Below are 24,697 nucleotides of genomic sequence, written 5' to 3' on the forward strand. Positions count from 1 at the left end.
AAAGGGGAAAATATGAAAATTGATAGAGAAGAGTTTAGTGAAGTTGTCGTGAATATTGGTCGTGTGACAAAGGTTGTCAAAGGTGGGCGTAGATTTCGATTTAATGCGCTTGTTGTTGTTGGTAATCGTAATGGCATGGTTGGTTTTGGTTTGGGTAAAGCCAAGGAAGTTCCAGATGCGATCAAAAAGGCAATTGATGATGCATTTAAAAATGTTATCAAGGTTAATATTAAAGGCACGACTATCGCGCATGATATTGAATATAAGTATAATGCGAGTCGGATTTTGCTTAAGCCAGCGAGTGAGGGAACAGGTGTTATTGCTGGTGGCTCGGCAAGACCGGTCATCGAGCTTGCAGGTATTAAAGATATTCTTACTAAATCTCTTGGCTCGAGCAATCCATACAATGTGGTTAGGGCGACTTTTGATGCTCTGGCTCAAATCAAAGCATAATCAAGGAGAAATCGATGGCTTCTCTACATACTATTAAGCCTGCAAAAGGTAGTGTGAAGAATATAAAAAGAGTGGGGCGAGGACAAGGAAGCGGTATGGGAAAAACTTCTACCCGTGGAGGTAAAGGACAGACTGCCCGCACCGGTTATACGGCAAAGAGAGGGTTTGAGGGTGGTCAGCAGCCACTCCAAAGGCGTTTGCCAAAAGTTGGCTTTACGAGCAGAATCCAAAAGCCTTATGTGATCAATATCGATAGAATCAAAGCAGTTGCAGGGCTTAGCGAGCTAACTATTGAAAGTATTGCAGGCGTGCATAAATTGCCAGGTTTTGTTACTAGCACTAAAAATAGCCAAAGTGCTGATATAAAACCAAAAGTATTGGTAAAACTTATTGGCTCCGCAACCTCTGGTCTTGCAGGGAAAATCAAGGATTCTAGAATCGCTATAAGTGGGCAACAGCAATAAGAGTCTGGTATGAATAAAACTATCATCAATAAAATACTTATTACCCTAGTATTTTTATTTGCCTATCGCGTTTTGGCGTATATTCCTATCCCTGGTGTCGATGCACTTGTGATTAAGGATTTTTTCCGTGCGAGCAGTAGTAATGCGCTTGGATTGTTTAATATGTTTAGCGGTGGAGCGGTGGAGCGTATTAGTATTATTACGCTTGGGATTATGCCTTATATTACAGCTTCTATCATTATGGAGCTTTTGGCAGCCACTTTTGCCCCGCTTGCCAAGATGAAAAAAGAGCGCGATGGTATGCAGCGATATATGCAGATTATCCGCTATGCTACGATTGTCATTACGATTATTCAGGCTATTAGTGTTTCTTTTGGTTTGCGTAGTATTGGTGGCGGTGCGAATGGGGCAATCCTTATTGATATGAAAGAGTTTTTACTTATTTCTGTATTCGCTATGCTTACTGGGACGATGTTGCTAGTGTGGATAGGCGAGCAAATCACTCAACGGGGCGTTGGTAATGGCATAAGTCTTATTATTTTTGCCGGGATTGTCTCTGGGATTCCAAGTGCGATTGGGTCGACATTTAAGCTTGTTAATACTGGCGAAATAAGTATTTTAAGCCTTATTGTCATTGGGGTGATTATTATTGCGACGATTTGCTGTATTGTGTATATTGAGCTGGCAGAGAGAAGAATACCTATTTCCTATGCTCGTAAGGTTGTCATGCAGAATCAAAACAAGAGAATCATGAACTATATTCCAATAAAGCTTAATCTCAGCGGAGTGATTCCGCCGATTTTTGCTTCAGCTCTGCTTGTATTTCCAGCAACAATCTTGCAGGCTTCTAGCAACAAGTATCTGCAGTTCATTGCTGATTTACTAAGCCCTAGTCAGTATCTGCACCATGTTTTGATGTTTATTCTTGTAGTGTTTTTCGCATATTTTTACTCATCTATTGTGTTTAATGCCAAGGATATTGCAGACAATCTTAAGAGGCAAGGTGGTTATATTCCAGGTATGCGTCCGGGCGAGGGGACATCATCGTTCCTTAATTTTGTTGCAAATAATCTTACACTTTGGGGGTCGCTGTATTTGGCTATTATCTCGACATTGCCGTGGATTCTAGTGAAACTTCTTGGTGTGCCTTTCTATTTTGGCGGGACGGCTGTTTTGATTGTCGTGCAGGTTGCCATTGATACAATGCGTAAGATTGAGGCGCAAATTTATATGAATAAATATAAAACGCTTAGTGCTGTTGGATTCTAGTTGTCTATGTCTGTGAGAGGGCGTTGAGTATGGCGATAGCGATTCGCAGCAAAAAAGAGATAGCACTGATTGAAAAATCTGCAACGATTGTTGCGCAGGCTCTGAAGCTTGTGCAAAAGCATGCAGTCCAGGGTGTGAGTCTTATTGAGCTTGATAAAATCGCTGAGGATTATATTCTCTCGCAAAACGCCAAGCCTGCGTTTAAGGGACTCTATGGGTTTCCAAATACCACTTGTTTATCGCTGAATTCTGTGATAATTCATGGAATCCCTACAGAGACAAAGCTTCAAAATGGTGATATTTTAGGGATTGATTTGGGTGTGGAGTGTGATGGTTGGTTTGGTGATGGTGCCATAACTATTGGGATTGGCGAGATAGACTCGCATGATGAAAAGCTTATCGCTTGTGCAAAAGATGTGTTGTATGAGGCGGTTGATTTTTGTCGAGCTGGATTGCATTTCAAGGAGTTAAGTCATTTTCTGGAGCAGAGAATAAGGCAAAGAGGCTTTGTCCCACTTGAAGATTTTTGTGGTCATGGTATTGGTAGAAGCCCGCATGAAGAACCCCAGATTTTGAATTACCTAGAATGCCCAAACCCTAAGCAAGGTCCAAAAATGAGGGAGGGTATGGTATTTTGTATAGAGCCTATGATTTGTTGTGCTGCTGGGAAGCCAGTTGTGCTTGAAGATGGCTGGTCTGTTACCTCGCAGGACGGGCGAAATGGCAGTCATTATGAGCATACAGTTGCAATTGTGAATGGTAAAGCAAGGATTTTAACCCACGCATAAGGAGTAAGATTTGGCTAAAGATGATGTGATAGAAATTGATGGGAAAGTGATTGAAGCGTTACCTAATGCGACTTTCCGTGTCGAGCTAGATAATGGGCATGTTGTGCTCTGTCATATTGCTGGCAAAATGCGAATGCACTATATCAAAATACTTCCAGGCGATAGGGTGAAATTAGAGCTTACACCATATAGCCTTGATAAAGGCAGGATTACCTATCGCTATAAATAAGCCTTCTTTAAACTATCTTTGGCTAGAATCCGCGTTTTAGTTTTTGAAAATTCTAGCCTGATTCTGGGGCTATGCACAATAAACCAACAAAGGAGCATGAATGAAAGTTCGACCATCGGTCAAAAAAATGTGCGATAAGTGCAAGATTATCAAGCGTAAAGGTGTGGTTCGGGTCATCTGCGCCACTCCAAAACATAAACAAAGACAAGGATAGAAAATGGCGAGAATTGCTGGTGTAGATTTGCCTAAAAAGAAGCGCGTGGAGTATGCTCTCACATATATTTATGGTATTGGCTTAAAAAGCTCAAGAGATATTCTTAAGGCTGTAAATATTTCTTTTGATAAGCGAGTTAATGATCTCAGCGAAGATGAAGTTTCTGTTATTGCGAAAAAGATTCAAGAAGCTTATGTCGTAGAAGGGGATTTAAGAAAAAAAGTCCAAATGGATATAAAAGCCCTTATGGATCTTGGGAGTTATCGCGGTTTGCGTCATAGGAAAGGCTTGCCTGTCCGAGGTCAAACAACAAAAAATAACGCACGCACAAGAAAAGGCAAGCGCAAAACCGTTGGTTCTAAATCGTAGGTCTAGTAAGGAGATATAGTATGGCTAAAAATACGACGAAAAAACGCGTAGTTAAGAAAAATATCGCGCGGGGTGTTGTGTGCATATCTGCTACTTTTAACAACACAAATGTTACCGTGACAGATGAAATGGGAAATGTATTATGCTGGGCAACAGCTGGTGGGCTAGGATTTAAAGGAAGTAAAAAATCTACTCCTTATGCCGCGCAGCAAGCCGTAGAGAGTGCCATGGCAAAAGCCAAAGAGCATGGGATCAAGGAAGTTGGCATTAAGGTGCAGGGTCCAGGTAGCGGTCGAGAGACTGCGATTAAGAGCGTTGGTGCGATTGAGGGGATTAAGGTGTTGTGGCTAAAAGATGTTACACCATTGCCTCACAACGGCTGCAGACCTCCAAAACGAAGAAGAGTGTAAGGAGTAAAAATGGCACGATATAGAGGACCAGTAGAAAAACTAGAAAGAAGATTTGGTGTTTCTCTTGCGCTAAAGGGAGAGAGACGCTTGGCTGGGAAAAGCGCATTAGAGAAGCGTCCTTATGCACCTGGTCAGCATGGGCAGAGACGAGGAAAGGTTTCTGAGTATGGCTTACAATTACGCGAGAAGCAAAAAGCCAAAGTTATGTATGGTGTTTCAGAGAAGCAATTTCGATCAATTTTTATCGAAGCTAATAGGCAAGAGGGCAATACCGGGGAGAATCTTATTCGCCTTATCGAGTGTCGATTGGATAATGTTGTTTATCGTATGGGTTTTGCTACTACGCGCCGTTTTGCCAGACAGCTTGTAACACATGGGCATATTTTGGTAGATGGGAAGCGACTTGATATTCCTTCGTATTTTGTCAAGCCTGGACAAAAAATCGAGATTATTGAGAAAACAAAAAATAATCCTCAGGTTATTGCTGCGATCGATCTTACCGCGCAAGTTGGTATTGTTCCATGGGTGGATATAGACAAGGATAAGAAGTTTGGCATCTTCACACGCTATCCACAAAGAGAAGAGGTCGTTATTCCTATCGAAGAGCGCTTGATTGTTGAGTTGTATTCTAAATAATAGCTATTAAGTAGGTGATCTATGGATATTTTTAAGACGGTTCCTCATATTCCTAATGAGATTAAAATCGAAGATATAGGGTCAAATCGCATTCGTGTTAGCGTTTGGCCATTTGAGCCTGGATATGCCATTACTTTCGCACATCCTTTGAAGAGACTTATGCTTCTATGCACACCTGGATATGCGCCCGTTATGTTGCATATCGATGGAGTGGCGCATGAGTTTGATTCTGTGCGCGGTATTGCAGAAGATGTTACGCCATTTATCGTCAATCTCAAAAATATTCGCTTTACAAGCAAAGGGAAAGAGATCAAAGATACAGTGCGCGTGGAGTATGAGTTCAGTGGTCCTATGGAGCTTCGTGGCGCCAATCTCGCGAATGATGAGATAGAAGTAGTAAATAAAGACGCTTATCTTGCTACAATCAATGAAGATGCGAAGTTTAAATTCTCGCTTGTTATTAAGCGTTCAATTGGCTTTAAGCCTAATGATTTGGTGCGAAAAGATCAAGATTTTATCGGCGAGGTCGGCTTGATACCACTGGACGCGTATTTTACGCCTGTGAAAAAGGTGCTATACAATATAGAAAATGTCCTTGTAGAGGATAATCCAAACTACGAGAGAATTGTCTTTGAGATTGAGACTGATGGTCAAAGCGCGCCTATCGATGTGTTTAAAAATGCTATTGCTATGGCAAAGACACAGCTTGGTATATTTGGTGAAGATGTGGCAATTTCAAGTCCTGATGCTGGTGTTTCTGGGGACGATATGGTGGATATCAAAAATTTACTTATCAAAATCGAGACACTCAACCTAAGCACTCGCTGTTTTCATTGCTTAGACAAAATCGGTATTCAATATGTCGGCGAACTTGTTTTGATGAGCGAAAATGACATAAAAAATATCAAAAATATGGGCAAGAAGTCTTTCGATGAGATTGCAGAGAAATTGAGCTCATTTGGTTATCCTATCGGGACATCACTAAGCCAAGATGTGCTTAATGCCTTTAACAAGAAAATTGGTCGCAAATAAATTATATCGTCCAAGGAGTAGAGATGAGACACGGACATGGTTATAGAAAGCTTGGGAGAACGAGCTCCCATAGAAAGGCTCTGCTAAAAAACCTGGCTTTAGCACTAATTGAGCATGGCAAAATCGAGACGGGTGTATTTAAAGCAAAGGAATTGCAAACATATATCGAGCGTTTAGTAACGACAGCGCGCGTAGGTGATTTTAACGCTCATCGTCTTGTTTATGCATATTTGCAAGACAAATCTGCGACAAAAAAGCTTGTCAATGAAATCGCTCCAAAATACAAAGAGCGCAAGGGTGGCTACACTCGTGTGCAGCGCACAAGAACAAGACGGGGTGATGCCTCGCAAATGGCGTTTATTGAATTTGTTGATTGATGTGTTTGGGTGAGTGATATTTTGTAGTGGTATCGGCGGTCAGCCTGGGATAACCGGGTTGTAGCGGCATGCATCAGGAAATACTTAGGGAACATCTCCATGTATCCAGCAGAATCTATGTAGATTCTGCTGGATACATGGAGATGACTGAGAGTAGGGCTGTGTAGATGGATTCTAGTAGGAATACACAGAAGTCTCCCAATGAGTTGTATTTAGCAGATCCTAAAGATAAGCTCCTGCTTCAATTTAGCTGGCAGTGTATTTGCCGATAGACTACACAATGGGTGATTTAAGGAGTGATTGTGCAGGGTAAAATTGATACACATTCTGCTAGAGTGCCTGCGCATGAGAGCCTAGCTCACCCTGTCTTTGCTCAAGATATCCAGAATCTACTTGAGCGCTTGCCGGATTTGCAGATTATTGACATACGAGAATCCTGCGACTATGCGCGCTCCCACTTTGCTACTGCACGCAATATCCCTATGCCAGATTTTGCTGCACTCTCAGGCGAGATTCTCCGCCACCCAAGCACCCCATATCTCTTGTATTGTTATAGCGGCTACACGGCTTCAGTGTATGGCTCATATCTCGTGGAAATGGGTGCAAACAATGTGTATTTTTTCGACGAGAGCTTCGAAGCGCTTATGCAGATGACAACCTCCCAGAGTCCAAACTAGAATCCAGCATAGACAAAACACGAGCAGGAGATGTGATGAATAGCGATACGATTCTAATCCTGGGCTATGGTGCTATGGCAAGTGCTATCGCGCAGGGGCTAAATGGCAAATATAGCATGGAGATTTGTGGGCGTGATCGCAGAAAGGCGCTTGATTTCATCGCGAAGCTTGATTTGCAAAATACCACTGCGCCAGAATCCAAATCCGTGGATTTTGCTTCAAATCCCCATGCCATAAATATCCAAGATAAAATTCTTCTCCTTTGTGTCAAGCCCTATGCGCTTGCAAGTTTCGCCTATCTCGGGCAGGCAAAAGCCGTATATAGTGTGCTTGCAGGTATATCTATCGAGCAGATTGCTACGCATATCCATGCCACAGCGTATGTCAGGCTTATGCCAAATATCGCCGCTTTACATGGGCTTAGTGCGACCACGGCATTTTGTAGTGTGGGGACTGCTAGTATGATAAGCGCGCAAGAAAAGCGAGAGCCACATATGGATCTCCCGGATTCCCAGGCTTGCTCCACTGCAGTGGAGCAGACAGATTCTCTGTCGCAGCAGCTAGAGCAGCTAAAGCGTCAAGCTCAGGAGATTTGTCAGGGGTTTGGTGAGGTTGTGTTTGTTGAGAATGAAAGACTCATTGATAGCTCCATAGCTACGAGTGGTAGTGCGCCTGCATTTTTGGCGCTAGTGGCACAAGCACTTGTGGATTCTGGTGTTATGGTGGGGCTTAGCAGGGTGGATTCTCGCACACTTGTTGCCCAGACATTTGTGGGCGTTGGTGAGCTGCTTAGGCATTATGGTCCCCAAGAGCTTATCGATAGGGTTACCACTCCTGGTGGCACGACCATAGAGGGCTTAGCTGTGCTAGAATCTAGTGGCGTTCGCGGCGCTTTTATGCAGGCAGCCAAAGCAAGCGTAGCCAAAGCAAGCGCCACAAATGCGCCAAATCACTCATGCACCTCTGCCCAGCCGCATGCACCCACCATACAAAACACCACTGATTCCCAAAAAACTCTAGTGCCAAAAGAACCAAACCATGAGTAAAAAGTCTCATAAATCTCCAAGCACAAGCACGATTGCCAAGCTTCGCGCTCTGCTTACAAGGCGAGATAAGGTTATCTTGCTTTTTTTGTTCATCGCTACGATATTTTTCTCCATTATGGAGACCATTGGCATTAGTATCATTATGCCTTATATTACTTTTGCTTCTAATCCTGATTTAATTTTTTCCCAAGATATTTCAAAGCGCATATATGAGATTCTAGAGTGCAGCTCCACACTGCAGTTTATGGTGTTTTTCAGCGTGATTTTGGTTGCCTTTTATCTCTTTCGTATTCTCTATGGGATTGCTTATAACTACGCGCTCAATCGCTTTGCATTTCGTAAATATCACTTTTTTGCTTATCGACTTTTCTGCAAATCTGTGGATCTAAATTACGCTGACTTCACGCGGAAAAAAACCGATGCTATCCGCCACAATATTACAGACGCTGCGCTTAAGGCTTCGTTCTATGTCCAGTTTCTGCTCCAGATGTTTTCGGAGATTTTTACCATTGTGCTGATGTATGGACTATTGCTCATCACTAGTTGGAAGATGACACTAGCGCTTAGTGTGATTCTGGGGCTTCAGGTGATTCTCATCACGCGCTTCATCGGTGGCAAAATCAAAAAAATGGGTGCGATCCGTCATGCTATGGATACGCGATTCCATGAAATTATTTCAAAAACCTTTGGTAACTTCAAAATCATCAAGCTTAAAGGCAATCAGCAAGATGTGCAAAAAGAATTTGAAAGCGCAAGCTTCACGCGCATTGGCGCAGAGATTCTTACCCAGACGCTCTTGCCTATGCCTAAGCTTATCTTGGAGACCATAGGGTTTAGCGTGCTAATCCTTAGCGTGGTTTATATCCTGGTGCGCTATGACTCTGCTGCAGCTGTGCTGCCTATCATCTCTATGTATGCGCTTGCGCTCTATAGGATTCTGCCTGCAGTTACAAAAATCCTACAGAATTACAATATGATGAGTTTTTATGGTAATGCCGTGGGGTATGTGTATGAGGATTTGCTCTATCATACAGACTATGAGGACAATGAGCCTTGTGAGTTTGCTAGGAGTATCGAGCTACGGGATATTTGCTTTGGCTATAAAGAGGGCAAGCCTATCATCAAGGATTTTAATCTCACCATTCATAAAGGCGAAAAAATAGCATTCTGCGGACCAAGTGGCGCTGGGAAAAGCACGCTTGTGGATCTTATCATTGGGATTTATAAGCCACAGAAAGGCGAGATTCTTGTTGATGATGTGAAAATCGATAATCACAATCTCCGCTCTTGGCGCAAAAAAATCGGCTATATCCCGCAGGCAATTTATCTGTTTGACGGAAGTGTGGCAGATAATGTAGCCTTTGGCAGCGATCTTGATGAAGCGCGCGTGATACAGGCATGCAAAAAAGCGAATATTTATGACTTTCTCTGTGAGCATGATGGAATCTATACGCGTGTAGGGGAGGGTGGAATCCTGCTTAGTGGCGGGCAGAAGCAGCGCATAGGGATTGCGCGCGCAATTTATGATAACCCGGAGATTTTGGTGCTTGATGAAGCCACTAGTGCATTAGATTCTGCCACAGAGGCTAGGATCATGGAGGAGATCTATGGTGTGGCAAAAGACAAAACTCTTCTGGTCATCGCTCATAGACTTAACACAATCGAGCACTGCGATCGCAAAATAGAGCTCTAGGGTATTGCTGGAATCTAGCAGAATCTTTTTCTAAGATTCTGCTAGCAAGCTGTTTGTAGATTATTTAGACAGGCTTAAAACTCTGCTAAAGAATTTTTTGGCACAATGCGCTTTTAATTTTCTTTGAGAAAGCTTGCATATGAACACAATTCAAAACATTAGAAACATCGCTGTTATCGCGCATGTCGATCACGGCAAGACAACATTGGTTGATGGGCTTTTGAGCCAATCTGGGACATTTGGCGAGCGCGAGCAAATTGATGAGCGCGTCATGGATAGTAATGATCTTGAGCGTGAGCGCGGGATTACAATTCTCTCCAAAAATACTGCCATTACCTATAAAGGCACGAAAATCAACATTATCGATACCCCTGGACACGCGGATTTTGGCGGGGAGGTCGAGCGTGTGTTGAAAATGGTCGATGGCGTGCTGCTGCTTGTTGATGCGCAAGAGGGCGTCATGCCGCAGACGAAATTCGTCGTGAAAAAGGCACTAAGCTTTGGGATTCGCCCGGTGGTGGTGGTCAATAAGATTGATAAGCCTGCCGCCGAGCCCGATCGTGTGGTCGATGAGGTGTTTGATCTTTTTGTCGCTATGGGCGCGAGCGATGAGCAGCTGGATTTCCCAGTCGTATATGCCGCAGCGCGTGATGGCTATGCGATTAAAAATCTTGAAGATGATAAGGTCAGCCTTGAGCCGCTTTTTGAGACGATTCTGGAGCATGTCCCAGCGCCTAGTGGAAGTGTGGATAACGCGCTGCAAATGCAGATTTTCACGCTTGATTATGATAACTATGTGGGCAAAATCGGTATCGCGCGCGTGTTTAATGGTCGCGTAAAAAAGGGTGAAAATGTCATGCTCGCTAAAAGTGATGGCGAGAAAGAAACAGGACGCATTACTAAGCTCATCGGCTTTATGGGGCTAGCGCGCACCGAGATAGATTCTGCTGAAGCAGGCGATATTGTGGCGATCGCTGGGTTTAGCGCGATTGATGTTGGGGATTCTATCGTCGATCCAAATAACCCTATGCCCTTAGATCCTATGCACTTAGAAGAGCCTACGATGAGTGTGTATTTCGCTGTTAATGATAGTCCGCTAGCAGGACTAGAGGGTAAGCATGTAACGGCAAATAAACTTAAAGATCGTTTGCTTAAAGAAATGCAGACTAATATCGCAATGCGCTGCGAGGAGATGGGCGAGGGGAAATTCCGCGTAAGTGGGCGTGGTGAGTTGCAGATTACGATTCTAGCCGAGAATCTACGCCGCGAAGGGTTTGAGTTTAGTATCTCGCGCCCAGAGGTCATCATAAAAGAAGTCGATGGTGTGAAGTGTGAGCCATTTGAGCACCTAGTCATCGATACGCCACAGGATTTTAGCGGTGCGATTATCGAACGACTAGGTAAAAGAAAAGCCGAAATGAAAGCCATGAACCCCATGGGTGATGGCTACACGAGATTGGAGTTTGAGATCCCAGCGCGCGGGCTTATTGGCTATCGAAGTGAGTTTTTAACAGATACAAAGGGTGAGGGGATTATGAATCATAGCTTCCTAGAGTTTCGCGCATTTAGCGGCAGTGTGGAATCGCGTAAAAATGGCGCACTCATCTCTATGGAGAATGGCGAGGCAACTGGATTTTCGCTCTTTAATATCCAGGAGCGAGGCGTGCTATTCATCACTCCGCAGACTAAGGTCTATGTGGGTATGGTGATTGGCGAGCACAGCAGGGATAATGATTTAGATGTCAATCCTATCAAAGCAAAGCATCTTACCAATATGCGTGCAAGTGGGAGTGATGATGCAATTAAGCTAACTCCACCTAGGGATCTCACGCTTGAGCGCGCACTAGAGTGGATTGAGGAAGATGAGATTTTAGAAGTTACGCCCGAGAATATACGGGTGCGCAAAAAGATTCTTGAGCCGAATTTGCGTAAGCGGGCTGCCAGCAAAAAATAACCAGATTTTACAAAGGAGTGTGGAATGGAACAAGACTTCATGAGGGCAATGCGTTTTCGCCATGCCTGCAAGAAATTTGACTCTCAAAAGCCAATCGCGCCGGAAGTGTTTGAAAGCATTTTAGAGTCTGGCAGGCTTGCGCCAAGCTCATTTGGTATGGAGCCTACGCGTCTTCTCGTTGTGCGCGATAGAGTCAAGCGAGAGCAGCTTAAGGCACTTTGCTGGAATCAAGATCAAATCACAGATGCAAGCGAAGTGGTGGTGTATCTTGTCAAAATCGCTGATATGCAAAGCACGAGCAACTACGCGCTTGAGTGCTTTAAGCGTAAGGGGTTAAGCGAAGAGAAAATCAAAGCATATAAAGATGAGCGCTATGCGAACTTTTTGCATGAAAATGGCTATGTGGATACACAAAGTATTTTTAGCTGGGGTGCTAGACAGGCATATATTACTGCTAGCATGATGATGGCATGTGCGGCGAGTATGAGTGTGGATTCTTGTGCGATTGAGGGGTTTGAAAAACGCAAGGTAGAGGAGCTTCTGGTGCTTGATACATTCGCTAATCAAGTTGCGTTGATTATGTGCTTTGGCTACCGGGTGGCAGACCCTATGAAACGATCTCCACGCGTAAGCATGAGTGAATTTGTGCAATATCTCTAAGGGGGTAATATGACAATAGCGGTAGTAAAACGAAGCGGACGACTAGAGACACTAGATATAACCAAAATCCAAAAATATACTGCGAGCGCGGTTAAAGGGATTGAGGGTGTGAGCCAGAGTGAGCTTGAGCTTGATGCCAGGCTGCATTTTCGGGATCAAATCAGCACAGAAGAGATCCAGCAGACACTCATCAAAACTGCTGCGGATAAAATAGACCTGGAATGTCCAAATTGGACATTTGTCGCTGCGCGACTTTTTCTCTATGATCTTTATCATCGCGTCAATCATTTCACGGGCTATAAAAGCCTGAAAGAATACTTTGAGCGTGGTGAGCAGGCTGGTAAAATTGTGCTAGGACTTAAGGAGAAGTTTGACTTAGAGTTTTTGGATTCTCATATCAAGCCAGAGCGGGATTTGCAATTTAACTACCTAGGGATCAAAACTCTCTACGACCGTTATCTCATCAAAGATGCAGAGGGCAAGCCTATCGAGCTGCCACAACATATGTTTATGGCGATTGCCATGTTCCTGGCACAAAATGAGAAAACCCCCAACGAATGGGCGGTGAAATTTTATGACATGATTTCAAAGTTTGAAGTTGTATGCGCGACACCCACACTCGCCAATGCTCGCACGCCAAGACATCAATTAAGCTCTTGCTACATCGGTAGCACGCCTGATAATATCGAGGGGATTTTTGATGGATATAAAGAAATGGCTTTGCTTAGCAAATATGGTGGTGGGATTGGTTGGGACTACTCTAAGGTGCGAGGGCTTGGGAGCTTTATCGATGGGCATAAGCGCGCAGCAGGTGGAGTTGTGCCATTCCTAAAAATCACTAATGATGTGGCAATCGCTGTGGATCAGCTTGGCACGCGTAAGGGAGCAATCGCCACCTACCTGGAGATTTGGCATACCGATGTGAATGACTTTATCGAGCTGCGCAAAAACTCTGGCGAGGAGCGCAGACGGACACATGATCTTTTCCCTGCGCTATGGATTTGTGATTTGTTTATGAAGCGTTTGGAGGAGAATGCGCTTTGGACGCTTTTTGATCCCTATCAGTGTCAAGAGCTTACTGAGCTACATGGGGAGGCGTTTGAAAAGCGCTATCTCGAGCTTGAGCAAGATCCCAATATTATCCAAGAGCAAGTGAGTGCAAAAGATTTGTGGAAAAAGATTTTGATGAATTATTTTGAGACAGGTTTGCCATTTCTCTGCTTCAAAGACAATGCCAATCGTGCAAACCCTAATGGACATGCTGGAATTATTCGTAGCTCCAATCTTTGCACCGAGATTTTTCAAAATACTCAGCCAAACCACTACAGAATCCAAGTTGAATTCGAAGATGGTTCTAAGGTGGAGTTTGAAGAGGAAGAGCTTGTAACTACTGATTTGGGCATTACAAAAAAGGCTAATAAGCTCACGAGTTTAGATTCTATGCAGGGCAAAAAGATTTTTATCGCCCAGCGTGTGTGCGAAGATGGGCTTACGGCTGTATGTAACCTTGCTAGTGTAAATTTGAGTAAAATTCATACAAAAGAGGACATCGAGCGTGTTATCCCAATTGCAGTGCGCATGCTTGATAATGTTATCGACTTGAATTTCTACCCTAACCGCAAGGTAAAAGCCACCAATATGCTAAATCGAGCCATAGGGCTTGGCGTCATGGGTGAAGCAGAAATGCTTGCCACCCAGCAAATCCATTGGGGTTCAGATTCGCACTTGCAAAAGATTGATGAGATCATGGAGATGATAAGCTACAATGTGATTCTAGCAAGCTCAAATCTAGCCCAAGAGCGTGGCTGCTATCCGCAGTTTGCTGGTAGCAACTGGAGCAAAGGAATTTTCCCAATCGATTTAGCCAATAAAGAAGCTCTAAAACTTGTGGATAGGGGCGGGCTTTTTGGCTTGTGCTATGACTGGCAGGAGCTCAAAAACATTGTCATGAAAAATGGCATGCGCAATGGCTATCTCATGGCTATTGCGCCGACAAGCTCGATTAGTATTCTAGTGGGCACGACACAGACGATTGAGCCAGTATTCCGCAAAAAGTGGCTTGAAGAGAATCTAAGCGGTATGATTCCGGTTGTCGTGCCAAATCTTACGCTAGAGACGCTAAACTACTATGTCAGTGCGTATGATCTCGATCAACGGGATATTATCCGTGCAGCTGCAGTGCGCCAGAAATGGATTGACCAGGGGCAGAGCACAAATATTTTTATGAAAGTCAATAAAACAAGCGGTAGGGTGCTGCATGAAATTTATACGCTTGCATGGAAGCTTGGGCTAAAATCTACTTACTACCTGCGTAGTGAGAGTCCCGAGGTAGAGGTCGCTGATCGAAGTATCGAGTGTGTGAATTGTCAGTAGTAGATTTGGTGTTGGATTCTAGTGCTAATAAAGTAGTCAAGCTGATTTTGCTTTTTAAGGAGAGTCTATGAGATTTGTTAGTGTGATCATGGGGAGCAAGAGCGATTATGAGATTATGCGCCATTGTTTGCAGGTTTTAGAATCGTTTGCTGTCCCCTATGAGGTCATCATCAGCTCTGCACACAGAAGTCCCAATCGCACTAAAGACTATGTTAAAGAGGCAGAATCCAAAGGCGCGGTAGTCTTTATCTGTGCGGCTGGTATGGCAGCACATCTTGCAGGCGCAGTGTGCGCGCAGACGCTAAAGCCCGTCATTGGTATCCCGCTCATCGGTGGCGCACTTGATGGGCTTGATGCGCTACTATCCACTGCACAAATGCCTTCAGCCATGCCCGTAGCATGTATGGCTATTGGCAAAGCAGGGGCGATCAATGCCGCTTATCTCGCGTTGCAGATTCTGGCTACAAGCGATGAAAACTTGGCAAAGAAATTGCTTGAAGAGAGAGTGAAAAAAGCGCAGCAGCTTGAGCAGGATTCTAAGACTATCGAAGTAAGATTATCTAACTAGGGGTCATTATGGAAGCAAAAACCACCACCTGGCTAGAGCTTGGGGAGTTTATAAAACTCTCTGGACTTGAAGAGCAAAAAGTCAAAGAAATGATAGAGAGCGGTGCGATCGCTAGTAAAGAAGAGAATGGCACACTTCTTGTTGAGGCTCAAAGTAGCACGAATGCACTCATCAATCGCGTCCAGACAGGACTTACAAGCGCAGAAGCCAATGGCGTAGCATATGATCCGGTTTTTGTCGAGCGCACGATTCATACGATTATGGGGCTGCATGAGAAGGTTATCGTGGCAAAAGATGAAACAATCAGTGCTTTTAAAAGTGAAAATAGCTTTCTTAAAGAAGCGCTCATCTCCATGCAAGAAGTCTATGATGATGACAAAAAGACAATCGATGTTATGCGCGAGGAGCTAAAGTCTGCTAGAGAAGAGCTGGAGTTTATGAAACGCAAGTATCGCTTGATGTGGGGTAAAGTTACTGATCTTAGTGGGAATAAATAGTGTATGCCGCGCCCGAGTGCCTTGAATGTCTCTATGCGCAGACTAAGCGCGCGCTAGCGCCTTTTCACATCACTCCTCCAGCACGCCAAGATCTCCATATCCCCACTTTCTCCCAGATTACTATAAACCCAGCCCCACCACCATTTTTCGCCATTGCTGTGTATGATTCTCTTAGCAAAGTTGCCAATTCTGCTGACATCTACCAGGCACGCAAGGCACTAAGCATACAAAAGGCAAAAGAATGTCTCGCCATGCTTAAAGAACAGGGAACATGCGCTGGGCAGGCAGATTCTCTTGAATGGGGGATTAGGCTCGCTGCGCTTGGGAATGTCATTGACTATGGGAGTGCAAGTGAATTTTCCATAGAATCTTGTTTGTTTGATATGGATTCTATGGAGTTTGGAGCGTATGATTTGGGGGCGTTGCGCGTAGCACTCACAAGCGCAAAAGAGCTTGTCTATATCGGTGATAATGCCGGAGAAGATGTATTTGATAGCGAGTTTGTGCGGATTTTGCGCATGCTCTATCCAGCGCTTAAGGTGTATTATTTCACGCGTGGTGCGCCTATCATCAATGATATTACTATGCAAGATATTATTGATAATCACTCTCCAATCGCCGATGTTTGTGAGGTGGTGGATTCTGGGGTGCGATCACCTGGCTTTATTTATGATTTGGCAAATTCGCGTGCTAAGGCGCTTTATGATGGGGCTGATGTGGTTTTGGCAAAAGGCATGGGGAATTTTGAGTGCCTAGAATCTAGCGGCGATGCGCGTGTATTTATGCTATTTAAAATCAAATGCGCAGTTGTGGCGCGCGCACTTCAAGCCCCGCAAGGGCAATTTATGCTACGCAACTGCAAGCGCAAATAGCGCAGATAACATGTGAGCAATACTAAAAAGCATAGCGCATGATTTTGTGGCGTGTTATTGCGGTGGATTTTGTGGGGCGATGGTATAGAATCGATGTGCGCCCTGGGATTTTATGGTGATATGCCCTTGTGCTAGAAGATCTTGGAGAATTGTTAGCCCCATATCTCCGTGTGCATTTTCACATATAGACTTGCATACAGATTCTGCTTCATCGCAGGCGAGTGGGCGCGTGGCAAGCAGCTTTAGGAGCTTGGCTGTGGCTTTGGATTTCTCGCTAGAATCTATTGGACTAGATTCTGGTGTGCTAGAGCTTGATTTGGCTTGACCTGGCGCGGGGCTCTGGCGCTTAGGGAGTGAGAGTGGAAGATTGGTGAAATAGCGTGCGCATTCTGCTAGCTGCTCATCGCTTAGTGCGCGCACAGGGTAGGCGCTAGGGCGATCGATAGTGCCTAGATCCACGCGCGCTAGATTGGGAAGCTTGCGCAGGAAGCTTGCGATTGCTTCAAGATTCTGTGGGCTATCATTATGTCCGCTTACAAGCAAAACTTCGGCAATAAGCTTGCTTCTATGCGACTTGCTGGCATACTCTTGTGCGAACTCTTCAATCCCGCGCAATATCTCTGGCAAGACAAGCGCAGAGCTTGGGCGATCTATGCGTTTAAATGCTTGTGGGATTGCCGCATCGATTGAGAATTTCACAATATCAAAGAGCAGGAGCGCTGGCTTTTGTGCTAGCAGTAGCGAGCCATTGCTAAGGATTAGTGATCGAATATGTGGGTAGTGTGCGCGCAGCATGGGTGCGATATGCGCGATGACTTCATACAGATGAGGGTAGAGCGTGGGCTCGCCTGTGGCAGTAAATGTCAGCACATCGATACCAGAATCTTTATTGCCATTTTGCCCTGTGCTGCTTAGGCGTTTTAGTGCGGATTCTATGGCGGCGATGATTTGCTGTGGTGGGATAACTTGCTCTTGAGAATCCATGGGTGCAGCTTTGTGCAGCTCGCAATACACGCAGTCAAAGTTGCATTGTTTTTTCGCAGGGGAGAGATCTATGCCAAGTGAGCGACCAAATCTGCGTGAATACACAGGTCCAAAGATAATGGAATCCACACTAGATTCTGCTGTGCCTTGTGGATCTTGGCTGGGCGCTTGTGTGGGGCTCATTGTTTAGATTTTGTGGATTTTGCGCTTGGCTTTTTAGCACTTGCTTTGGCTTTAGATTCTAGTGGCTGCTTGGTTTGCTCATCGTAGCGGGCTTTGCAGCGCAGACATTCAAGCACATTGCCAGATTTTAGCGGCTTTAGCCCAAGCATGTAGCCACACTCTGGGCAGGTGAAAGTCGTTGGCTCGATATTGGAGATAAAAGTGCATTTGGGGTAGTTTTTACACCCATAGAATGCCCCTCTTCGTCCTTTGCGCTGGAGAATCTCGCCGCCACACTCTGGGCAAGGAGCATCCATCGCTTTGGTATTCTGGGCTTTAGCTGCACCTTCTAGTGGCTTGGCGTTTTTGCACTCTGGGTAGCCACTGCACGCTAGAAACTCCCCGCGCCTGCCAAATTTTCGCACCATATCTTTGCCGCATTTTTCGCATACTTGACCGCTAGATTCTGGTGGGGCTTCGTCTTTTTTGATGTATTTGCACTTGGGGTAGCCGCTGCAGCCTACAAACTCTCCATAGCGACTTTTGCGTTTTAGCAGCTCTTTGCCGCATTCTGGGCAAAATTCACCAGTAGGGGCGGCGAGCTTTTGGCTAGCGATTGTGGTTTTGCCTTGTGTGATTTTCTCCATAAATGGTTCATAAAACTCCCAGAGCACCTCTTGCCATGAATGCTCGGCTAGCGCGATAGAGTCGAGCTTCTCTTCCATACCAGCGCTAAATGCAGAATCCACAATCTCTGTGAAATGCTCTTCTAGCAGCGAGATGACGGAGAATGCGCTCTCTTGAGGGACTAGCTGGCGGTTTTGTATGGCAATGTATTCGCGGCTAGCTAGCAGGGCGATAGTGGGGGCATAAGTGCTAGGGCGCCCTATACCTAGGGATTCTAGGGTTTTGATAAGGCTTGCTTCAGAGTAGCGTGAGGGTGGCTCGGTGGTGTGCTTGGTGGCAGTAATGGAATCTGGCATGATGGGAGAGCCTAGTGTGAAATCCGGGAGTAACGCATCTTTGTCATCATTGCCTAGAATCCGCAAATATCCATCAAAAAGCAATTTTCGCCCATGCGCTTTAAACTCGCCTTTATCACTAGCAAACCACACATCTTGCACTTCAAACACCGCGTCCGCGCATTGGGAAGCAAGGAAGCGATTGTAGATGAGCGTGTAGAGCTTTAGCTCATCGGGCTTTAGGTAGGATTTGGCGATTGCTGGGGTGAAGCTGATATTGGTAGGGCGGATAGCTTCGTGGGCTTCTTGCGCACCCTTGGATTTGGAGGCGTAGATTTTGGCTTTGGCTGGGACATAGGCACTGCCAAAGTGTTTTTCTATATGTGTTCTGGCTTGCTTTTGTGCGATTGTAGCGATGTTTAGGCTATCTGTCCGCATATAGGTGATAATCCCCATGACACCGCTATCTGTGCCCACACCCTCATAGAGTCGCTGGGCGATACTCATTGTGCGCGTGGGAGAGTAGCCAAGCAGTGAGGAAGCGCTCTGCTGGAGTGTGGAGGTCATAAATGGCGGCGGGGTTTGGGATTTTTTCTCTTTTTTGCTCACTTCGCGCACGATAAATGCAGAATCTAGTAGCGTGCGAACCATGGAGTTAGCCTGCTCTTGTGAAGTGATACCAAGCTTTTTGCATTTCTCGCCCATGAAGCTTATAAGCTCTGCTTCCACGCCTGCAAAGATTCCTGCGATAGTGAAGTAGTCTTGGGGGATAAACGCTCGAATCTCACGCTCCCTATCCACGACAATTTTTAGCGCAGCACTTTGCACGCGCCCAGCGGAGAGACCTTTAGAGATTTTGCTAGCAATTAGCCCGCTAAGCTTGAAGCCCACGATTCTATCTAGTAGCCTGCGTGCTTGCTGGGCATTGACTTTGTCCATGTCGATTGTGCGTGGATTTTGCAGGGCGTGTGTTATGGCGCCTTTGGTGATTTCATGAAATACTATGCGCGGGAAAGATTCTAGTGGCTTTTTCTCATCAATGGCTTGGGTGATGTGATAGCCTATGGCTTCCCCCTCTCTATCCTCATCGGTTGCGATGTAGGTTGTTTTGGCTTTTTTGGAGAGCTTTTGGATTTGGGTAACAAGCTCTTTGTGATCGGCATCGATTTGGTATTCTGGAGTGAAGTGTTTGTCTTGCACCTTAATGCCAAATGAGAATTTCGGCAAATCGCGGATATGACCTTTAGAGGCGATGACTTCGTATTGTTCGCCAAGGAATGCTTTGATTGTTTTGGCTTTAGCCGGGGACTCTACGATGATAAGATCTTTCATAGCTGCTCTTTTGTGTTAGATTCTGGTATTGTAGCAAAATCTTTGGGGGATTTGCGCCTTGGGCGACAAAGCTGGGTGTGTTATTGTGCAAGGCTAGAGATAAATTGCCTAAAGCCATTTTGGGTTGGCAGTGAAGCTCACTGATAGCCAGATTTTGTAGCTTGGGATTTGTAGTGCTTGCTCGATTTCATCGCGGATTTTATCGACATCATTGATTGAGCCAATGCGTGTTGTCCTAGCAGAATCTAATGTGCCATCGAGCAAAATATTCACCTCGATCATATAAAATCTCCCAGATTTCGCTGTGTGGGTGTCATAGTCGCTAAAGCCATAGCGCATGCTTAGATTCTCCATGATGGCTGTGAGCTTCTCATCAATCTCTTTTGGCGCAACCATGAGCAAGTCTTTAAAATTCTCCACGCAAATGCGCACAGGAGTAATGCATAGTAGCAGGGATAAAGTCGCAAGCAGCACAGGATCGACATAGCGTGCGATGAGTGCGATTGTCGAAAGCTCTAGGGCATTATAGGAATCTGGCACACCAAGCCACGCTAGCACAGAATCTAGCGGACTGGATTCTAACAGCACATATAACAGCGCAAAAGTGATAAGCACGCCAAGATAGAGCACGCAGTCGATTTTCCAGTCAGTATTATCCACGCGGATAAGATCAGAATCTAGGCTATTGGCGTAGATTCTAGTGTAGCCATAGAGTATCGCACAGAAGATAAATGCTCCTAGTGCATACACCACCGCGCCATCAAGCAGCACATCATATCCGCCAGAGAAAATAGATTCTAGTGCATTGATAAAGGCATACGCGCAGGTTAGCACCATGATGAGTGATTTGAAAAAATTCACCATAGGTTCAAAGCGCACATAGCCATATTGGAAGACATCATCGTCTTCCTTGTAGATATAGCGCGAGGTGATGACGCTTAGTGCGCCTAGCCCCACACTCACCAATGCCACAAATCCATCAAAAATCACTGCCTTGCTCTGTATCCACACCCCAAAGCCAACCCCCAAAATCGCCAGCACCAGCGCGCTAAACATAGAAACCTTGAGCACGCGCTGTTCTTTTTGGGATTCTTGCTGCATGGCGATGTATTCGGGTTTGGCTGTTTTGGCAGGTGGAGTGGTGGAGTGCTTAGGATCTGCTTGCGTGGTGGGATTTTGCGTGTGAGTATCTGGCGGAGATTTGTGCGTATTTTTGTATAAATCTTGCTGGAGAGGATTCTGGCTTCGCACGGATTTTATGTAGTTGTGCTTTGGGGGGATTATGGTGGCAAATGGTGTTTTCATAGAGTGCGCCTTTGTGTTTGGGTTTAGCTTTTGGCTGTTTTGCCCCTATGGGGCTTGGAAGATAAGTCTGGTATAGGCGCGTGCGGGAGTATCGCGGATATAGAGGATAGAATCTTGCCCAAGACATAGCGCGATTGTGTTGTGGGATTTGGCGTGCTGGGATTTTGGGGCTTGCGCTTTAGATTCTGTGGGATTTGGCGTGCATGGCTGGATATGCAGTGTAGTGATAGCTTGGCTGCCACGCAGGATTTGCACTTCTTGCTGTGCGTTTTCATGCTTGATTCTAACAAGCAGAATCTGGCGTGGTAGCACGCTAGTGATGCGCAAATCCGCGCTTGTGCTCGCGCGTGAGTAGAGATGACCAGCCAGCGCGCCTAAAAGTCCAAGCCCCGGATCGACTTGCTCGAGACCTTGGTGTAGTGCGATTTGCATAGCGAGCTTGATACTCCCAGATACAAGCGCACGCGTGGCAATGGCTTGAAGCTGCTTTTCAAACTCTGTGGCGATAATCCCATCGATATAGGCAAGCAGCTCGAAGCTAGATTCTCGCACACTAGAGCCTAGCGTGTAGGTGCTGCTTGGCTGTGGGGTGGATTCTAGCTGGGGGAGGGCAATCCCAAAATGATAAAACCCCTGCGTAGTAAGGAGCGGGAGATCAATGCGGGCTTCAGTCTTTCGCACCTGCCTGCCTTCTTCTAGGATAATCCATGTAAAAGCGTTGGTGTGTTTGCTGGATTTTGCGCGAGCAGCCCTTTGTCGTAAGAAATACTCCAAATCCTGCGCGATAAGTTTGGATTGACTTATGCCATAGGCTTCTTTGAGATAATCAAGCCCCTTACTATCGCCCTGGAGTGCGAAAATAAGCCCAGAGAGATAGGAGACACTAGGATTTATGAAATGCTCAAATGCGCTAAATGCCGCGAGATTGGAATAGTGCTGGTGTAAAATTTTATCCACCTGCTTGGAATCCGTATCCACAAGTCCATTTGCCTCGCTTTTTTCAAAGCGCGCTTGCTCTTGTGCCATGGCTTTGGCGATTTGCTTGGCGTAGTAGTCTTTGGCGCGGCGCTGGCGGTCGTTAGCGCGATTAAGCTCTACGCGCGCGCTCTCTGTATCTCCACTTGATAGGTAGAGTAGAGCTTTGTAGTAATTGACAAACACGCCCTCATAAAGATTTCCGCGATACTCTAGGACATTGTCATTTACGAGTGTCGCGCCTGTCTGGACAAGCGCAGAGACGAGAATCCCGTCTTTTTCAAACGCTAGCAGCTGCTCCTCGCTTTTGTCTAAAAGCTCTAGCGCGGCTGGGCTTTGAGACTGGAATCCGCTCACTCCTGCTTGGATAAGCCAGAGTAAATCATTGTCTTTGGCATGCTTTTGTGCGAGTTTATGGGCTTTTGGCACGGAGTCTTGGTAGTAGATTTTGCTAAAATGCTCGAGCTTTGCCACATCAGTAGCGCACCCGCCAAGCATGCCACCTAGCGCAATGACACCTATAAACCAAGCAAACCACCCGCCAAGTATGCCAGAATCTAGCCACTTGTGTGTTCTTGTATAGTGTTTTGTCTGTCTTGTATGCCCTTGCTTGCGTGTGGCTAGGCTTGTCATCTGCTCCACTTTCTTTGCTCTGTGCTTAGTCTTTGGTCTTTTTCTGGGCTTTTAGCATTTTTTTGAAATCGCTCAAATCCTCATCGGTAGCGATGATTTCCTTAGGCTCTGGGAGGGGCTGGTCTTTGGTGTTAGATTCTAGCGCACCCATGCCTTCAAGTGCGAGCTCGGAGTAGAAGTCGCGTAGCTCGATATGCAGGCGTTTGTTTTCAAGCTCAAGCTCGGAGAGGCGGGACTTTAGCGTGTGGTTTTCTTTAAAAGCGACGCGGTATTTTTTATACACATCTTCGCCAAAAATCTTTTGCGCGGGCTTGGCTTTGGCGATTGATCCGTCTTTTAGGTAGATTTCCACGCTTTTAAGGCTGCCAGGTAGAATCTGCTTGCGGGATTCCTGGAGCTTTTCGTTGGCGAGCTTGGACTCCTTGATGATGGTTTGGATACTGATTTCATCATGCAATCTAGCAAGCTCTTGGCGTGCTTGGCGCTCTTTGGATTCTAGGGCGGCAAGAGAGTCCTTGCATTCAGCGACTTTGGCGCGTAAGCTTTTGAGTGTGGCTTGACTAGCGAGAATCTCATCTTTATAGCCTTGGAGCTCTTTTTGCAAAGCAGCCTGTCTATCAGCAATCGCCCCAGCGAGCTGCCAGCCTTCTTGGATATCTTGGAGACTTAGTGTATTTGCGCGCTTGGCGATGTCTTTTACTAGCTCTTTTTGTAGGGATTTTTGCGTGTCTTTTTGTGTATCTTTTGAGGTTGGCACGAGTGTTCCTTTTATGGTGTGGCGCTTGGTGTTTTGCTTGGGGTGTGCTGGGATTTAGATTCTAGCATTTCTAAGCGAAGTAGCAGCATATCGCGCCCTTGAATGATTTGCACGCTTGGGCTTTGGCATTTGGGGCAAGCACCATAGCGCGTATCTTCTATCTCGCTCTGCGCTCCACAAGCCCCGCATTGCAGCACGATAGGCTGTATCTCTATCTGGAGGGTTGCGCTTCTGGTGTGCTCGCTTTCTTCCTTAAATGTTTCAAATGCGCTTTGCAGGAGCTTTGGCTCAATCGCGCTACACACGCCAATCCCCACCACTACCACATCGACATCTGCATTATGCGTGCTAGCGTATTCATCGCATTGCTCTAACAGCGCGCTGACTATGGAATACTCATGCATGGGCTTCTCTTGCGATTTAGATTCTGGGATTTTGGAGTTTTGGGGCATTGTAGCATAGTTTGGCGAAATTGCGCTATGTGCTTAGGCGCATGTCTTTGCCCTTGACATGACTAGGTGGGATTTTGTTAGAATGCTGGGCTAATCTATTTCCCTATCTCTAATTATAAGGAGTTGCTATGCCTATATTGCCTACGGGCAAGCATTGCTGCGGGTGTAGTGCGTGCTTTAGCGCCTGTCCGCACGATAGCATTACTATGGTGCAGGATTTTGAGGGATTTTACTATCCGCGCGTTGATCCCACTACCTGCACCGAGTGTAAAAGCTGTGAGATTGCTTGCCCGACACTGCCATTCCTAGAGCTGCGTCAAAGCGTGAAAAAAGTCTCGCGTTTCCCATACGATACTGCTAGCGATAAGCTAGATTCTCGTGGGATTTTCGTGCGCTTCTCACAAAGTGGCGCAAGCTATTTTGATACCCTAGACTCTAGCCCAAAATCCACACTAGATTCTACTCTTGTCAAAGACTCCTCTACACAGACAATCCGCTCTCTCATGAAGCTAGATTCTGTGGAATCTAGCGTTAATCTCGCCCCCCCCCCCCCC

At 45.7% G+C, this 24,697-nt stretch carries 27 protein-coding genes; 21 read left to right on the forward strand and 6 right to left on the reverse strand.

Annotation, left to right across the window (positions count from 1 at the left end; genetic code table 11):
- Positions 1 to 12: 12 nt before the first annotated feature.
- The 20 genes from rpsE (at position 13) to Q0171_RS04425 (ending at position 16,581) form a co-directional block, all read left to right on the forward strand.
- The gene (rpsE, locus tag Q0171_RS04330) at positions 13 to 453 is read left to right on the forward strand and encodes a 30S ribosomal protein S5 (RefSeq protein WP_299327143.1); all 441 of its coding nucleotides are present in this window, start codon (positions 13 to 15) and stop codon (positions 451 to 453) included.
- Between the two features lie 14 nt (positions 454 to 467).
- Entirely contained in the window at positions 468 to 917 is a 450-nt protein-coding gene (gene rplO, locus Q0171_RS04335; protein ID WP_299327145.1) for a 50S ribosomal protein L15, read from the forward strand.
- A gap of 9 nt (positions 918 to 926) precedes the next feature.
- The gene (gene secY, locus Q0171_RS04340) at positions 927 to 2,186 is read left to right on the forward strand and encodes a preprotein translocase subunit SecY (RefSeq protein WP_299327147.1); all 1,260 of its coding nucleotides are present in this window, start codon (positions 927 to 929) and stop codon (positions 2,184 to 2,186) included.
- Positions 2,187 to 2,215: 29 nt separating this feature from the next.
- Positions 2,216 to 2,974 carry a type I methionyl aminopeptidase gene (gene map / locus Q0171_RS04345; RefSeq protein ID WP_299327149.1) on the forward strand — a complete coding sequence of 253 codons (759 nt, stop codon included), beginning with the start codon at positions 2,216 to 2,218 and terminating at the stop codon, positions 2,972 to 2,974.
- A gap of 10 nt (positions 2,975 to 2,984) precedes the next feature.
- Entirely contained in the window at positions 2,985 to 3,203 is a 219-nt protein-coding gene (infA, locus tag Q0171_RS04350; protein WP_299327151.1) for a translation initiation factor IF-1, read from the forward strand.
- A gap of 100 nt (positions 3,204 to 3,303) precedes the next feature.
- Entirely contained in the window at positions 3,304 to 3,417 is a 114-nt protein-coding gene (gene rpmJ, locus Q0171_RS04355; RefSeq protein ID WP_299327153.1) for a 50S ribosomal protein L36, read from the forward strand.
- A gap of 3 nt (positions 3,418 to 3,420) precedes the next feature.
- Entirely contained in the window at positions 3,421 to 3,786 is a 366-nt protein-coding gene (gene rpsM / locus Q0171_RS04360; RefSeq protein WP_299327155.1) for a 30S ribosomal protein S13, read from the forward strand.
- A 20-nt stretch (positions 3,787 to 3,806) separates the two neighbouring features.
- Complete coding sequence (gene rpsK, locus Q0171_RS04365) at positions 3,807 to 4,196, forward strand: 30S ribosomal protein S11 (RefSeq protein WP_299327157.1); 390 nt, start codon at positions 3,807 to 3,809, stop codon at positions 4,194 to 4,196.
- A 9-nt stretch (positions 4,197 to 4,205) separates the two neighbouring features.
- The gene (gene rpsD / locus Q0171_RS04370; RefSeq protein WP_299327160.1) at positions 4,206 to 4,832 is read left to right on the forward strand and encodes a 30S ribosomal protein S4; all 627 of its coding nucleotides are present in this window, start codon (positions 4,206 to 4,208) and stop codon (positions 4,830 to 4,832) included.
- Positions 4,833 to 4,853: 21 nt separating this feature from the next.
- On the forward strand, positions 4,854 to 5,864 hold the full coding sequence (locus tag Q0171_RS04375) for a DNA-directed RNA polymerase subunit alpha (protein ID WP_299327162.1): 1,011 nt from the start codon (positions 4,854 to 4,856) through the stop codon (positions 5,862 to 5,864).
- Between the two features lie 23 nt (positions 5,865 to 5,887).
- Positions 5,888 to 6,241 carry a 50S ribosomal protein L17 gene (gene rplQ / locus Q0171_RS04380; RefSeq protein ID WP_299327164.1) on the forward strand — a complete coding sequence of 118 codons (354 nt, stop codon included), beginning with the start codon at positions 5,888 to 5,890 and terminating at the stop codon, positions 6,239 to 6,241.
- A 302-nt stretch (positions 6,242 to 6,543) separates the two neighbouring features.
- On the forward strand, positions 6,544 to 6,918 hold the full coding sequence (locus Q0171_RS04385) for a rhodanese-like domain-containing protein (protein ID WP_299327166.1): 375 nt from the start codon (positions 6,544 to 6,546) through the stop codon (positions 6,916 to 6,918).
- A 35-nt stretch (positions 6,919 to 6,953) separates the two neighbouring features.
- On the forward strand, positions 6,954 to 7,964 hold the full coding sequence (locus Q0171_RS04390) for a pyrroline-5-carboxylate reductase (RefSeq protein WP_299327168.1): 1,011 nt from the start codon (positions 6,954 to 6,956) through the stop codon (positions 7,962 to 7,964).
- Entirely contained in the window at positions 7,957 to 9,657 is a 1,701-nt protein-coding gene (locus tag Q0171_RS04395; RefSeq protein ID WP_299327170.1) for an ABC transporter ATP-binding protein, read from the forward strand. Before Q0171_RS04390 ends, Q0171_RS04395 begins: the two co-directional genes overlap by 8 nt.
- Positions 9,658 to 9,805: 148 nt before the next feature.
- On the forward strand, positions 9,806 to 11,611 hold the full coding sequence (gene typA / locus Q0171_RS04400; RefSeq protein WP_299327198.1) for a translational GTPase TypA: 1,806 nt from the start codon (positions 9,806 to 9,808) through the stop codon (positions 11,609 to 11,611).
- A gap of 24 nt (positions 11,612 to 11,635) precedes the next feature.
- The gene (locus tag Q0171_RS04405; RefSeq protein ID WP_299327172.1) at positions 11,636 to 12,271 is read left to right on the forward strand and encodes an NAD(P)H-dependent oxidoreductase; all 636 of its coding nucleotides are present in this window, start codon (positions 11,636 to 11,638) and stop codon (positions 12,269 to 12,271) included.
- Between the two features lie 9 nt (positions 12,272 to 12,280).
- Positions 12,281 to 14,644, forward strand: coding sequence for a ribonucleoside-diphosphate reductase subunit alpha (locus tag Q0171_RS04410; RefSeq protein WP_299327174.1), 2,364 nt, complete (start codon positions 12,281 to 12,283; stop codon positions 14,642 to 14,644).
- 67 nt (positions 14,645 to 14,711) lie between these two features.
- Entirely contained in the window at positions 14,712 to 15,212 is a 501-nt protein-coding gene (purE, locus tag Q0171_RS04415; protein ID WP_299327176.1) for a 5-(carboxyamino)imidazole ribonucleotide mutase, read from the forward strand.
- Positions 15,213 to 15,220: 8 nt separating this feature from the next.
- Positions 15,221 to 15,709, forward strand: a complete 489-nt coding sequence (locus tag Q0171_RS04420; protein ID WP_299327178.1) for a DUF3972 domain-containing protein — start codon at positions 15,221 to 15,223, stop codon at positions 15,707 to 15,709.
- Positions 15,709 to 16,581: an ARMT1-like domain-containing protein gene (locus tag Q0171_RS04425; RefSeq protein ID WP_299327180.1), complete on the forward strand. Its 873-nt coding sequence runs from the start codon at positions 15,709 to 15,711 to the stop codon at positions 16,579 to 16,581. Before Q0171_RS04420 ends, Q0171_RS04425 begins: the two co-directional genes overlap by 1 nt.
- Before the next feature lie 54 nt (positions 16,582 to 16,635).
- Here the strand turns inward: Q0171_RS04425 and Q0171_RS04430 are convergent, their stop codons facing one another.
- The 6 genes from Q0171_RS04430 to hypA form a co-directional block, all read right to left on the reverse strand.
- A complete protein-coding gene (locus Q0171_RS04430; protein ID WP_299327182.1) occupies positions 16,636 to 17,748 on the reverse strand; it encodes a radical SAM protein in 1,113 nt (370 codons plus the stop codon).
- On the reverse strand, positions 17,745 to 20,021 hold the full coding sequence (gene topA / locus Q0171_RS04435; RefSeq protein WP_299327184.1) for a type I DNA topoisomerase: 2,277 nt from the start codon (positions 20,019 to 20,021) through the stop codon (positions 17,745 to 17,747). Before topA ends, Q0171_RS04430 begins: the two co-directional genes overlap by 4 nt.
- A gap of 108 nt (positions 20,022 to 20,129) precedes the next feature.
- A complete protein-coding gene (locus Q0171_RS04440) occupies positions 20,130 to 21,326 on the reverse strand; it encodes a cation transporter (protein ID WP_317279191.1) in 1,197 nt (398 codons plus the stop codon).
- 45 nt (positions 21,327 to 21,371) lie between these two features.
- On the reverse strand, positions 21,372 to 22,934 hold the full coding sequence (locus Q0171_RS04445) for a hypothetical protein (protein WP_299327186.1): 1,563 nt from the start codon (positions 22,932 to 22,934) through the stop codon (positions 21,372 to 21,374).
- A gap of 25 nt (positions 22,935 to 22,959) precedes the next feature.
- On the reverse strand, positions 22,960 to 23,691 hold the full coding sequence (gene mua, locus Q0171_RS04450; RefSeq protein ID WP_299327188.1) for a nickel-binding protein Mua: 732 nt from the start codon (positions 23,689 to 23,691) through the stop codon (positions 22,960 to 22,962).
- Positions 23,692 to 23,702: 11 nt separating this feature from the next.
- Positions 23,703 to 24,143 (reverse strand): hydrogenase/urease nickel incorporation protein HypA, encoded by a 441-nt coding sequence (gene hypA / locus Q0171_RS04455; protein WP_299327190.1) that lies wholly within the window; start codon positions 24,141 to 24,143, stop codon positions 23,703 to 23,705.
- Between the two features lie 128 nt (positions 24,144 to 24,271).
- Here hypA and Q0171_RS04460 point away from each other — a divergent pair.
- On the forward strand, positions 24,272 to 24,697 hold a 426-nt coding region (locus tag Q0171_RS04460; RefSeq protein ID WP_299327192.1), incomplete at its 3' end, for a ferredoxin family protein.

It is taken from the genome of uncultured Helicobacter sp. (genome assembly GCF_937906905.1).
In the GTDB taxonomy this organism is placed as follows: Bacteria; Campylobacterota; Campylobacteria; order Campylobacterales; family Helicobacteraceae; genus Helicobacter_B.

Bases quoted from the DNA above. Each gene is read 5' to 3' on its own strand.
- rpsK (WP_299327157.1), top strand. From the start codon at position 3,807: ATGGCTAAAAATACGACGAAAAAACGCGTAGTTAAGAAAAATATCGCG.
- Q0171_RS04395 (WP_299327170.1), top strand. From the start codon at position 7,957: ATGAGTAAAAAGTCTCATAAATCTCCAAGCACAAGCACGATTGCCAAG.
- rpsE (WP_299327143.1), top strand. From the start codon at position 13: ATGAAAATTGATAGAGAAGAGTTTAGTGAAGTTGTCGTGAATATTGGT.
- Q0171_RS04440 (WP_317279191.1), bottom strand. From the start codon at position 21,326: ATGAAAACACCATTTGCCACCATAATCCCCCCAAAGCACAACTACATA.
- rpsD (WP_299327160.1), top strand. From the start codon at position 4,206: ATGGCACGATATAGAGGACCAGTAGAAAAACTAGAAAGAAGATTTGGT.
- map (WP_299327149.1), top strand. From the start codon at position 2,216: ATGGCGATAGCGATTCGCAGCAAAAAAGAGATAGCACTGATTGAAAAA.
- Q0171_RS04410 (WP_299327174.1), top strand. From the start codon at position 12,281: ATGACAATAGCGGTAGTAAAACGAAGCGGACGACTAGAGACACTAGAT.
- Q0171_RS04375 (WP_299327162.1), top strand. From the start codon at position 4,854: ATGGATATTTTTAAGACGGTTCCTCATATTCCTAATGAGATTAAAATC.
- hypA (WP_299327190.1), bottom strand. From the start codon at position 24,143: ATGCCCCAAAACTCCAAAATCCCAGAATCTAAATCGCAAGAGAAGCCC.
- purE (WP_299327176.1), top strand. From the start codon at position 14,712: ATGAGATTTGTTAGTGTGATCATGGGGAGCAAGAGCGATTATGAGATT.
- rplO (WP_299327145.1), top strand. From the start codon at position 468: ATGGCTTCTCTACATACTATTAAGCCTGCAAAAGGTAGTGTGAAGAAT.
- Q0171_RS04390 (WP_299327168.1), top strand. From the start codon at position 6,954: ATGAATAGCGATACGATTCTAATCCTGGGCTATGGTGCTATGGCAAGT.
- rplQ (WP_299327164.1), top strand. From the start codon at position 5,888: ATGAGACACGGACATGGTTATAGAAAGCTTGGGAGAACGAGCTCCCAT.
- secY (WP_299327147.1), top strand. From the start codon at position 927: ATGAATAAAACTATCATCAATAAAATACTTATTACCCTAGTATTTTTA.
- topA (WP_299327184.1), bottom strand. From the start codon at position 20,021: ATGAAAGATCTTATCATCGTAGAGTCCCCGGCTAAAGCCAAAACAATC.
- Q0171_RS04430 (WP_299327182.1), bottom strand. From the start codon at position 17,748: ATGAGCCCCACACAAGCGCCCAGCCAAGATCCACAAGGCACAGCAGAA.
- rpsM (WP_299327155.1), top strand. From the start codon at position 3,421: ATGGCGAGAATTGCTGGTGTAGATTTGCCTAAAAAGAAGCGCGTGGAG.
- Q0171_RS04405 (WP_299327172.1), top strand. From the start codon at position 11,636: ATGGAACAAGACTTCATGAGGGCAATGCGTTTTCGCCATGCCTGCAAG.
- Q0171_RS04445 (WP_299327186.1), bottom strand. From the start codon at position 22,934: ATGACAAGCCTAGCCACACGCAAGCAAGGGCATACAAGACAGACAAAA.
- rpmJ (WP_299327153.1), top strand. From the start codon at position 3,304: ATGAAAGTTCGACCATCGGTCAAAAAAATGTGCGATAAGTGCAAGATT.
- Q0171_RS04420 (WP_299327178.1), top strand. From the start codon at position 15,221: ATGGAAGCAAAAACCACCACCTGGCTAGAGCTTGGGGAGTTTATAAAA.